The organism is Apibacter raozihei (assembly GCF_004014855.1).
Classification (GTDB): domain Bacteria; phylum Bacteroidota; class Bacteroidia; order Flavobacteriales; family Weeksellaceae; genus Apibacter; species Apibacter raozihei.
In genome coordinates this window covers 879,985-892,078 of record NZ_CP034930.1, presented here as the reverse complement: position 1 = coordinate 892,078, position 12,094 = coordinate 879,985, and the positions used below count along the sequence as shown (strand labels likewise).

The 12,094-nt window shown below is 32.2% G+C and carries 10 protein-coding genes; 1 reads left to right on the top strand and 9 read right to left on the bottom strand.

The annotated features are described in order from the left end of the window. Nucleotides 1-5 precede the first annotated feature (5 nt). The 9 genes from EOV51_RS14625 to EOV51_RS04035 form a co-directional block, all read right to left on the bottom strand. Nucleotides 6-161 (bottom strand): hypothetical protein, encoded by a 156-nt coding sequence (locus EOV51_RS14625; protein ID WP_164875242.1) that lies wholly within the window; start codon nucleotides 159-161, stop codon nucleotides 6-8. Then, complete coding sequence (locus EOV51_RS04070) at nucleotides 154-933, bottom strand: leucine-rich repeat domain-containing protein (RefSeq protein WP_128150117.1); 780 nt, start codon at nucleotides 931-933, stop codon at nucleotides 154-156. Before EOV51_RS04070 ends, EOV51_RS14625 begins: the two co-directional genes overlap by 8 nt. A gap of 78 nt (nucleotides 934-1,011) precedes the next feature. Beyond that, on the bottom strand, nucleotides 1,012-3,171 hold the full coding sequence (rnr, locus tag EOV51_RS04065; protein ID WP_128150115.1) for a ribonuclease R: 2,160 nt from the start codon (nucleotides 3,169-3,171) through the stop codon (nucleotides 1,012-1,014). 112 nt (nucleotides 3,172-3,283) lie between these two features. Beyond that, on the bottom strand, nucleotides 3,284-3,997 hold the full coding sequence (locus EOV51_RS04060; protein ID WP_128150113.1) for an LrgB family protein: 714 nt from the start codon (nucleotides 3,995-3,997) through the stop codon (nucleotides 3,284-3,286). Further along, nucleotides 3,994-4,332 carry a CidA/LrgA family protein gene (locus EOV51_RS04055; RefSeq protein ID WP_128150111.1) on the bottom strand — a complete coding sequence of 113 codons (339 nt, stop codon included), beginning with the start codon at nucleotides 4,330-4,332 and terminating at the stop codon, nucleotides 3,994-3,996. The genes EOV51_RS04060 and EOV51_RS04055 overlap by 4 nt, the downstream gene beginning before the upstream one ends. Nucleotides 4,333-4,420: 88 nt before the next feature. Next, nucleotides 4,421-5,377, bottom strand: a complete 957-nt coding sequence (locus EOV51_RS04050; protein ID WP_128150109.1) for a Gfo/Idh/MocA family protein — start codon at nucleotides 5,375-5,377, stop codon at nucleotides 4,421-4,423. A gap of 42 nt (nucleotides 5,378-5,419) precedes the next feature. Continuing rightward, nucleotides 5,420-7,087 (bottom strand): DUF6909 family protein, encoded by a 1,668-nt coding sequence (locus tag EOV51_RS04045; protein ID WP_128150107.1) that lies wholly within the window; start codon nucleotides 7,085-7,087, stop codon nucleotides 5,420-5,422. Nucleotides 7,088-7,180: 93 nt separating this feature from the next. Beyond that, nucleotides 7,181-8,830, bottom strand: coding sequence for a peptide MFS transporter (locus tag EOV51_RS04040; protein ID WP_128150105.1), 1,650 nt, complete (start codon nucleotides 8,828-8,830; stop codon nucleotides 7,181-7,183). Between the two features lie 19 nt (nucleotides 8,831-8,849). Then, on the bottom strand, nucleotides 8,850-11,003 hold the full coding sequence (locus EOV51_RS04035; RefSeq protein ID WP_128150103.1) for a S9 family peptidase: 2,154 nt from the start codon (nucleotides 11,001-11,003) through the stop codon (nucleotides 8,850-8,852). A gap of 64 nt (nucleotides 11,004-11,067) precedes the next feature. Between EOV51_RS04035 and EOV51_RS04030 the strand changes: the two genes are divergently transcribed. After that, on the top strand, nucleotides 11,068-12,093 hold the full coding sequence (locus EOV51_RS04030; RefSeq protein WP_128150101.1) for a metallophosphoesterase: 1,026 nt from the start codon (nucleotides 11,068-11,070) through the stop codon (nucleotides 12,091-12,093). The last annotated feature ends 1 nt before the right edge of the window (nucleotide 12,094 follow it).

The window sequence follows — 12,094 nt, the reverse complement described above, 5'->3', positions numbered from 1 at the left end:
AAAAATTAATTAGAGAAATAAGAGGATTTTATTCCGGAGCAATCAAAAGTTTTTGAATCTATAATATAATTTAGAGAACTGGTCCATTTTATAATACAATCTGGTGGAAGACTTTTTATTATATTTTTCTTTTGATCTTCAGTAAGATAATCATCACTCATATGAACTCGTTTTAATGAGCTGTTTTTTCATTGATTTAGGTAGTTCTTTTATTTGAGTTTTGATTAAATATAGATTTTCTAATGAAGATAATTCAGATAATTTTTCAGGAATAGAAGAAATGGGATTGGCACTTAAATCCAGTGTTTTAATATTTTTTAGTTCAAATATTTCTATTGGAAACTCTGAGAAATGGCAATCTTTCAACCCTAATATTTGTAGTTTCTGCAAATTTATCATACTGGCAGGTAGTTTTTTGAAATGATTTATATCTAAAGATAAATAACGGATCGTGTTGTTTTCAGGAATATCCGGAAGCTTAAAAAGATTATTATTACACAAACAAACTTCCTTTAAAGAAGTATTATCAAAAAAAGAAGAAGGTAAATAGCTCAAAAAAGCATTGGTAAATGAGGCTTTTTCCAATTGTGGTAAATTGGTAATATCATTAGGTAATGATTGAAGTTTCCATGAATATCTAAAAGATATTTCTTTAAGTTTTGAATTATTAGCTAAACTTTTGAAGTCTGTTAAATCACTAAATTGTATAATTAAAACTTCAAGATTAGGGAAATATAATTCGGAATTATTTAAAAAATTGTCAGCATCTCTTTTTTTTATATATAGATTTTTCACATCATCTTTATTTTTTAAGGCATATTCCAGTTGAGTATAATAACCATTTTCATTTATTTTATCTTCTACCGCTGCTATTAAATGTTGAGCACTTAGCTTAAAAGATAATAATATGACTAAAAAAAGTAATTTTTTCATAAAAAGTAATTAATTTAAATTATAAAAACCCTAAAAACCAGTTTAGATTTTAGGGTTTTTATATAATTGATTTATCGATTATAAACTAGTATCTACAAGTTCAAAATCCAATTGTTTTCTTTCAAGATTAGCTTTAGTTACTTTTACATGTACTGTATCACCTAGCTGATATTGTGTTCCGGTACGTTGGCCGGTAATAGAATATGTTTTTTCGTCATATCGATAATCATCATCTCTAATATCTCGAAGTCTAATTAAGCCTTCTGCGCCAAATTCGCGAATTTCAACATAAATACCAAAATCGGTAACTCCCGAAATAACTCCGGCAAAACTTTCCCCGACATGCTGTTCCATAAATTTGACCTGCATGTATTTAATACTATCTCTTTCTGCATCAGATGCTAACTTTTCCATTTCGCTGGAATGTTTCGCCATTTCTTCAATATGTTCCTGATTAGCGGAAGGTTTTTTATCCAGAAAATCCTGTAATAATCGATGTGCAATTACGTCGGGATATCTTCTGATAGGCGAGGTAAAATGGCTGTAATAATCGAAAGCCAATCCATAATGACCTATATTTTCCGTAGAATATTTAGCCTTGGACATGGTTCTTACGGCCAGTGTTTCAATCATATTTTCTTCCCCTTTGCCTTTTACATCCGTTAAAAGTTTATTTATAGTGAGATAGGTCTTCTTTTTATTAGTTATATTAATATCGTACCCCAAAGTGTTTACAAACTGTTTAAGTGATAACAGCTTAACAGGATCCGGATCATCGTGAATTCTGTAAATGAATGTTCTACCGCTAGGGTTACCTTTTTTGTTAGTACTTACAAATTCAGAAACTTTTTTGTTGGCAAGCAACATAAATTCCTCAATGAGATGATTACTGTCTTTACTAATTTTAAAAAAGACGCCTACTGGATTTTTATTTTCATCCAAATTAAATTTGACTTCAATTTTATCAAATGAAATCGCACCGTCTTTAAGTCTTTTTTCACGAAGAGTTTTAGCTAATTGATCAAGGATCAGAATTTCTTCTGCAAAATCCCCTTTTTTATCTTCAATAATCTGCTGTGCTTCTTCGTAAGTAAATCTGCGATCGGAATGGGTTACTGTCCTTCCAAACCATTGCTTTATCACATTGGCATTTTCATCCAATTCAAAAACGGCTGAAAATGTATACTTATCTTCATTAGGACGAAGAGAGCATACATTGTTACTTAAAACTTCAGGAAGCATGGGAACCACACGGTCTACAAGATACACAGAGGTGGCTCTGGAATAAGCTTCTTTATCTAATAAAGTGCCAGGTTTTACATAATGAGAAACGTCGGCAATATGAATTCCTATTTCCCAATTACCATTTTCCAGCTTTTCAATGGATAGTGCATCATCAAAATCCTTAGCATCAGTCGGGTCAATAGTAAATGTTGTAATTTTACGCATATCCCTTCTTTTAGCCACTTCTTCTTTCGTGATTCTTATATCCAGTTCTTCAGCCTCTCTTTCAACTTCCACAGGAAATTCATAAGGAAGTCCATAATCTGCCAGTATAGCATGAATCTCGGTTTCATTATCACCGGGATCACCTAACACTTCAATAATTTTACCTGTAGGACTGTCGGCCTTATCGGGCCAGTCCATAAACTCGACCAATACTATCTGACCGTCTTTTGCTCCGTTAAATTTTTCTTTAGGTATAAATATATCGGTATGTAAGGAATGCTTATTTACCACAACAAACCCAAAATTCTTATTGGAAGAGTATTCAAGCTTTCCGACGAACTGAGTTTTAAACCGCTCAATGATTTCTGTAACTTCAGCTTCTGGTTTTCGGTTTTTAAACTGATGAACCAAAACTCTGACTATATCATTCTGAAGTGATTTCCCGGTTTTTCCTTTAGGTATGAAAATATCTTTTTCTAATCCTTCAACTACTAAATAGGCATTTCCATTCTGGCTGAAATCAATTTTCCCCGTTAAAGTTTCTTTTTGGAAATTAATCTGATACTTTCCTGTTTTGACTTCTAGAAGCTGTTTTTCTGTTACCAGCTTTTGGAGCCCCTGTATAATTAGTTCTCTTTGTCTTGGATTCTTTTGATCTAAAGCTGAGGCAATTTGTTTATAATTGTATTGTTTGTTAGGGTTTCTCATAAATAATGAGAGAATTTCCCTGGTTAAATCCCGAAGTTTCGCTTTGTGTTTGGATGGGATTTTATTCTTTTTTTTCGTCATAATTTGTCAATCTGTCAAGCCTTACAAAGGCATTATCTTTTGTAAAGATAATATAAATTTATATTAAACTTTATACTTTATTGATTTATAGCAAAAAGTTAACCAAAAAGCGTTAGAATAAAGAATTTAACCAGTTTATAAGCATTGGAGCAATCAAAGGAGCAAAAATAGCTGTTAAAACTCCGTTTAAAGCCATTCCCAGAGCACTGTAAGCACCCAGCTCTTCTCCGTTTTTCACTACTTCTGCGGTACCCACTGCGTGAGCTGCAGTACCCATTGCAATACCTATCGCTTTTTTATCCTTAATACCTATCGCTTTAAGAAATCCACAACCAAATAGGGCACCTGTAAAACCAGTTATAAAAACAATGGCTATAGTTAATGAAGGTATTCCTCCTAACCCTTTGGAAATTTCCATAGCGATAGGGGTTGTTACTGATTTGGGACATAACGTATAGGCAATTACATCGGATGCTCCCAGTATTTTTGCAATTACAATGACTGAGACTATTCCAACAATACTACCTGACACCATAGCTGTAAATACCCTTAGATAGCTACCTTTCAGGTGTTTTATGTATAAGTATAAAGGTAATCCCAAAGCTACTACTGAGGGCCCCAGCCAAAACGTAATCAGAGAGGTATTTTGGGTGTAATCTTCAAAGGGAGTATTAGTGGTTTTTAGGTATAAGATTAATATCAGGATAGAAATAATGCCGGGATGGAGTATTTTAAGTTTGAACTTATTATATAACAGTGTTGATAACCAGAATACCAGTAAAGTGATCATTAAATGAAATAGTGGAGTATCAAAAAAAGGACTCATTCTTTTTTTCTTTTTATAATTAAACTTACACACAGCAATACTATAAAAGTACTTATAAAAACAGATACGAGTATAGAGAACCATTCTTTTGAAATTAGATTCCATTGGGAAGCTAAGCCAACACCTAGCGGGATGAATAATATAAGCATATTATTCAGGAAAAAAGTTGCAACGTCTTTAATGTCTTCAATTTTAATGATTTGCAATTGTAAAGAGACTAGTAAAAGCAGCATACCTAAAATACTTCCGGGAATTTTTAGTTGCAGATAATAAACTATTAATTCTCCGATGAAATATAGTAATAGAATAATTCCTAATTGCGAGATTAATTTCATGATGTAAAATTACTTCATAAAAAAAGGCAGCCATGATTTTTTTTATAAAAAATAAAAGATTTACTTAATTAAATGCAGATAATATTTTTTAGTAAGCAGAGGATCTTTCAATAAAGTCAATCACATCAATGGAATTTTCAGCATCAACTATTGAAGGTAAATTCTCCTTTAAAGAAATTAAAATATCCTGATATAGATTTTTATGATACAAGTTATCTTTGATGTGGATTTCTGGTTTTTCCAAGGCTTCAACATTATGAAAAAGAAGTTGATCCATGTATTGTCCACCTATTTTTATAGTTCCTTTTTCAGCAATAAGGGTGATGGATGAATCGAAATTTTTTTCAAAGGTTGAAATGGTATAAATCATGCTGCCTAATGCAGATTGAGTTTTAAATTGAAGAATACCGCTATCAGGAAACTCAGTACTGTTTTTGTGTGCATAATTATTACTTATGCCGCTTGTAAGCTTAAGATTGCCAAAAAGATAATGAATAATATCTATAAAATGTGAAAATTGAGTGAACAGAACTCCCCCATCAATATTTTTACTCCCGTGCCATGTACTGTTTTCATAATATTCTTGATTACGGTTCCAAAAGCATTCTACATGAACCATATAGATTTCTCCTAAAGATGTTGTATTTAAAAGCCTTTTAATGTATTGAACATAAGGATTAAAACGTAATTGAAGAGAAGAAAATATACGTACTTGATTTTTTTCGGCTAAAGATACCAGAGATTCCACTTGTTCCTTGTGTAAAGAAACAGGTTTTTCAACCAGCACATTTTTATTTAACTCCAGTATTTTTTTTGCCTGTTCATAGTGTAAAGAGTTAGGAGTAGCAATAACATACAAATCAACATCGGGGAATTGAAGATGACATTGTTCGATATCTTTAAATAAAGGAACATCCTCTTCATTGCCATCGATATCCACGATGGCAACAAGAGTTAAGTTTTTATTTAAAGAAATTACTTTTTTATGTAGTTTACCTATATGTCCAAAACCAACTAAGGCTATTTTTAAACTATTTTCGGTCAATTGTAATTTGGTGTTAACTGGTTAGAGAGGCAGTAAAACAAATTATTTTTTTATTGTAAGAATTTGTTCAAGAATTTTTTGAGTTATCAAATAGGTAGGTTTTACACCAGTTAATCCTAAACCTCCGGAAGCTAATGTGCTTCCTGTTTCCAAAGGATTGTCAGAAGCATAATAAGCATATCTCAGCTTTACGTTTTCTGTAATATGGTGTCGTATTTTTGAAGCTACCTGTATGGCTTTTTGGTAGTGGGCACCTTCCATTTCCAGTCCAATGGCTTTCCATGAAGTTTCCATAAAGTACGTAAGGACATCTTTATTTTGTAAGGATGTACCTAAAACCGTTATCATGGCTCCTTTATAAGCTTTAACATTATATCCTTCAAAATCTTTCAAATCTAATTCGTTATGCAAAGGGTAATTATCTGCCGTTCCTTCAAAAATATGAGCGTCTGGAATCATAATGTCTCCTTTATCTCCTACAAGAATTCCTGCTTTACCTAAAATTGAAATGGAATCAACATTAAGATTGATTTTTTGCTTATTGGTTTCAATAGGACGTAATAATTCATCCATAATCTCAAAAGCCTGCTCACCAAAAGCATAATCAAAAACAATCAGAATATCCTCTTTATTTAAACTCTTGATGTCTTTGAAGGTAGAATTTTTTAAATTGACTTTTGAAAGATCAAAAATCTGAAAATCAATATTTGAACCACTGGTATCCTTCATGTAAATCATTCCGTTATCCAGTGCATGTTGTTTAACGGTATCTGCAAGTTCAGATTTTTTACTTATTTCCTCGTATAATTTAAGTTCTTCTGAAATAACGTGTTTTTTACCTAAGGCTTCAAATGCATATAACATGTTACAAACACTATGCATATTAGAACTTATAATATGAATTTTTTTGTCCTGAAGTTTATTCTTGATAAGAGTTTTTTTAACACTTTCTGCCCATTTATCTCCAAATAAATGGTGTCCTACTCTTTCTTTTAAAATTGAGCTGAAAAAAATTTCTCTTCTTCTCAGATTTGAAAAATCTTCCTTACTAACCTTACCAAGGTTATAAATAATTTTTATAAATCGGTCAGGATCATTAGCTTCCTGAAAGTTTTTATAGGCAGATACAACTTCATCAAAGCTTCTTCCTAACACGGTTGATATATGTGAAAGGATAATTTCGCGCTCTTTACGTTTTAAAGGTTCTGAGCTTAAAGCTGTTTTTTCCAAAGAACCCCATATTCTCCCTGCTTTGCCATTAAAGTCATGGGTTCTCCTTCGTATTTTGTCTGCTTCGTTATATAAGAAAGTGAGGTGAGTAAGAATATCATATATTTCAGATCTACCTAAAAGTAGCTCAATATTCATTTGATGCTCGTCAACCCGATAACAGGTTCTTCTTCTTTTTTTAGGATATATAGGAGTGAACGAGGATTTATCTAACCCTTCATTTGAAGTAAGAAAAATAAAAGAACATTCTTCAATACCCTGCGGAAGTCTATCCAAAACATACATCAGGCCATTGAGTTCCACTTTTTCAGGATCTGCAATAGATCCGTAAATTTCTGGATTTAATTTTAAAAGATAATTTCTTAATTCAAGACCGGAAGTTCCGGTAGGTTTAAAGCCTCCTCTGTTAAACAGATGGCGCATAGTTATGTATAGTCTCTCAATTATATCCGTCGATTCTCTTGCTTTAGAAATTGCCATTTTATTTAAATTTTAACAAATATAGCACTTTCCTCTTGGTTATTATAAAAAATTAATAAGTCTTAACGAATTATTCACAGAAAGAAATAAGGACTAAGAAACTGTTTGGTTTTCCGTCTCTTTCATTATTTTGTTTAGCCATTTTAACAAGGCAAGTCCTATTAAAAATGAAATAGTAAGTAATAAGAAATTGACAAGAAAAAAGTTAGTTTTATGTTCATAGTCATACCACATACCAGCTAAAATACCTGAAAGTTTGTTTCCTATTGAATTAGATAAAAAATATCCTCCCATCATTAATGCAGTAATTCTAGGGGGAGATAGTTTAGAAACCAGAGATAATCCCATAGGGCTAAGACAAAGTTCGCCTACGGTTATCACACCATAAGAAATAACCAGCCATAAGGGAGAGACTTTTACTTCTCCGTTATTACCAACATATACTGCTGTAGCCATTACTAAACAGGAAAGTCCGGAAATAAAAAGTCCCAGAGTCATCTTAGTTGGAGTTGAAGGTTCTTTTTTTCTCTTTCTTAAAAAAGTAAAAAAGCCTATGAGTAGAGGGGTTAGGATTATAACCCAGCCAGGGTTAATGGATTGAAATAATTCAGGGTTAATTAGGTATACAGATTGCCCCTCTGCGGGAAGCTTATATTTATCCATATTACGGAAATAAATATCTTTTCCTTCTTTTTTACTAACGTTTCCCTGACGATCTTTTATAACTCTGTATTGATCATCATATTGAGTAACCTTTTCTGTTTGATATGTAACTTTTTCAACCTGTTTAAGGGTTTCTAAAGGTTTTTCAAAAGATGAAGAAACGGAGCGTTCAGTATAGTATTTTGCCCAATTGGTAAGTGCAGTTCCATTTTGTTTAAAAACAGCCCAGAATACCATGCACACAGCAAAAACGGTTAATAAAGCAGCAATAGGTTTTTTATCCTGTTTGTTTGCGCGGAAATAGAGTGAAAGGTAAAAGATAATAATAGGAATAGTTGCAAAAATAAATGCATCAGTACTATTACTGCCAAATAGGTTGCCGGGAATAAACCAGCCTAAAGCACCAAATACTATAGCAGGAAGAAAAACGAAGATTAAAACCTGTGAGATACCTACGTCTTCTTTTTGTTTAGGCTTTATAAGGTTGGCATGCTTAAAATGACTGATACCTGTTGTAAAAATTAGTAATCCGACAAACATACCTATTCCTGCAGTAGCAAATGCAAATCCCCAGCCATATTGGTTGCGCATAAATGCAGCAATAAAGTTGCAAATAAAAGCTCCGATATTAATTCCCATATAAAATAAATTGTATCCGGCATCTTTATGAGGTTTATATTGTTTTTCAGAATACAAATTCCCTAAAAGAGTAGATATGCTTGGTTTAAAGAAACCATTGCCAACTACAATTAATGCAATGGCTACATAGAAAAAAATAAGGTTCGATGAGGAAAAAGCTAAACTAATATATCCTAATCCCATCAGAGTACCTCCTAAATATGTAGCTTTTATATAGCCCAGTATTCTATCAGCTAAAAATCCTCCTAAAAAAGGAGTTAAATAGGTAAGGGCTATAAAAGAACCGAAAATATCATAAGAAATTTTATCTCCAAAAGCCAATCCACCTGTATCCGCATCAATCATATACAGAACAAATATTCCCAGCATTAGATAATATCCGAATCGTTCCCACATTTCTGTGAAAAATAAAAAATATAGGCCTTTCGGGTGCTTTTCCATTGTTACATATTTTTGAATACTATAAATTGGTTTTGATATAATTAGTCATTTTTTGGTAAAGCTGATAACGGGTTTTACCCCCATAGATTCCGTGATTTTTATCCGGGTAAATAGCCATGTCAAATTGTTTACCTTCCTGAACCAAAGCTTCAATCATTTCTACTGAATTTTGCAAGTGAACATTATCATCAGCGGTACCATGGATAATCAGATAGTTGCCTTTTAATTCTTTAGCATAGTTTATAGGCGAATTTTCATCGTATCCTTTTGAATTTTCCTGAGGTGTTTGAAGAAAACGTTCAGTATAAATGGTATCGTAAAATCTCCAGTTGGTTACAGGAGCGACCGCAATACCCATTTTAAAAGTTCCGTTCCCTTTGGTCATACATAGAGAAGTTAAATACCCTCCAAAACTCCATCCCCAGATTCCTACCCGGTTTTCATCTATGTATGTTTGAGCTTTCAGCCATTGAGCCGCAGCCAGTTGATCTTCCAGTTCTAATTTTCCTAATTGTTTATAAGTAGCTTTTTTAAAAGCTTCTCCTTTTCCTCCAGTCCCTTTTCCATCAACAGAAACGATGATATATCCTTGTTGAGCAAGCATTTGAAACCACCAATAATTAAATGAATCCCAAGAGTTTGTAACAGTTTGATGTCCCGGACCTCCATAAACATACATGAGTACGGGATATTTTTTTTGAGGATCAAAGTTTTTTGGCTTTATAATATATGCATTTAGTGGTTCTCCTTTTCCGTTAGGAAGTGTAAAAAATTCTTGTAATCTGATTTCTTTTTTTATAATGTATGATAGTAATGAAGAGTTATCTTCAAGTGTTTTTAGAATTTTACCGTTTTGATCTCTTAAAGTATAAACCGGAGGAGTGTTTGCTGTGCTGAATTTATCAATAAAATAGGAATAATCGGAACTGAATTCTGCATTATGAACGCCATTTTCCTGTGTTATAAGATGATGTTTTCCCGTTGTTATTTCCGAAGTACCTATTACTTTGTTGGTAGAGCCCTTTTCGGTAGATTGAAAGTAGATTTTTTGTTTATGTTCGTCTAATCCATATACTTCCGTAACCTCCCAGTTCCCTTTGGTTATCTGGTTAAGCTGTTTTCCGTTTTTATCATATAAGTATAAATGGTTAAATCCGTTTTTTTCGGAATTCATGACAAAATTTCCATTAGAAAGTAAATAAAGGAAAATATTATCGGTTTCAATCCATGTACGGGATGTTTCAGATAGTAATTTTTTTATTGAGCCATCCATAACATTAATACGAGACACGTCTACTTTATTTTGAAGTCGGTTAGAGGTTAACGTTATCAGGCTTCCGTCAGGTGCAAATCTGATTTTAACTATATAATATTTTTCGACTGTTGAAAGGTCGATGGCAGATGTTTCTCCGCTTTCCAAATGATAGGAGTGAAGAGTTACCAAAGAATTTTCTTCACCGGCTTTAGGGTATTTAAAAATCAAATGTTGCGGATAAAGATTTTTACCATACATAGGTAAATCCACCTCCTTAACTTTAGATTCATCAAAGCGCACAAACGCTAAGATTTTACCGTCCGGAGACCATTCAAAATTTCGTACAAACCCTAATTCTTCTTCATATACCCAATCTGAAATACCGTTAATAATTTGATTTTTTATACCATCAGTAGTCACTTGTGTTATTTTTAATGAAGGAATTTCCTGGTAGTATAAATTGTTATCAAAGACAAATGCGATTTTCGATCCATCCGGTGAAAATAAAGGTTCTTGGATAGGTTGATTGTTATTTATTTTAAAATAGTGTTTATTTTTAATGTCATATAATTGATATACTCCTAGTTTGGAATGCCTGTAAACCGGAGCAGCTTCCATTTCCAATAAAAGATATTTTTCATCAGGGCTAAACTGGTAGTCAGTAAATCTTCCCTGAACCAAGTCTTCCATTTTTTGAAAATTTTCATAAGAGTGCTTTTCAATTCCTTGTTGAGTTAAAACTGTATAGTGTTTGCCACTTTTCATAGATGTAATACCAGAAATAGACTTAGGAAGAAAACGTCCACTCCAAATTTCTTCTAATGTAATAGTTTGGGAATAAGCAAGGCTATTAATAAAAAAAATAAAAAAAAGGCCAATAATTAATGAGATAGGCTTAGATTGTAAATGAAATTTCATTGCTTGAATTTTTGAATTTCAAAGTTAGTAAATTTGATGTACTGAATATAACAATAAATAAAATATGTCTAGGACCTTTGTTGTGGGGGATATCCACGGTTGTTATGATGAATTGCAGGATCTTCTGAATAAGATAAATCTTACTGAAGATGATATATTAATTTCTGTTGGAGATATTGTAGACAGAGGTATGAAGTCTAAAGAAGTGTATCAATTTTTTAGAGATAGGCCCAATTCCTATGTAGTTATGGGGAATCATGAAAAAAAGCATTTAAAGGGAATTTTAAGTTATTCTCAGGAAATAGTTCGTTTGCAGTTTGGAGATTTATATGATGAATTTATAGACTGGATAAATAAGCTGCCCTACTATATTGAGACTACTGATGCGATAATAGTTCATGCTTCTTTAGAACATGATAAGCAACTTACGGAACAAAAAAATAATGTTTTGTGTGGAACTGAGTCTGGTGAAAAATATTTAAGTAAGAAATACTCAGAAAAAAAAAGCTGGAGAGATTATTATAAAGGTACAAAATCAGTAATTTATGGACATCGGGTAGTGGGAACCTCCCCAAAAATTAAAAATAATACTTATGGTATTGATACTGGAGCTAGCCACGGTGGATATTTAACAGCATTAGAATTGGGTTCATATTATTTTTTTCAGGTAAAATCAGGAATAAGTCGTACAATCAAACAAGATCATTATCAAGTATCGGTATTGAAAACAAAAAATTGGAAAACTATGACATTTGATAGTATAAAAAAACAACTGAAAAAATATGAGCAAATTGAAAATGAGGAGGTTAAAGAATATTTAAATGAAATAAAGCATTGGAGTGAAAATCTAAAACAACTTTATACTGAACTATTCATTGAGATATATAAAATTTTCTGTAAGATGGAGAAAGATAATTTTAATTATTCAAGTTTATTGCTTTCAAATGAACTTAACCTGCTTTTAACCAAGTTTAAAAAAAGAAGATTGAGTGCCCGAGACATGATAGATGTTTATGATAGTCCTGAAAAAATAGAAATGCTCAAGAATTTTATTATGCAACAGATGAATCTTGCGATTAATAAGTTCTAAA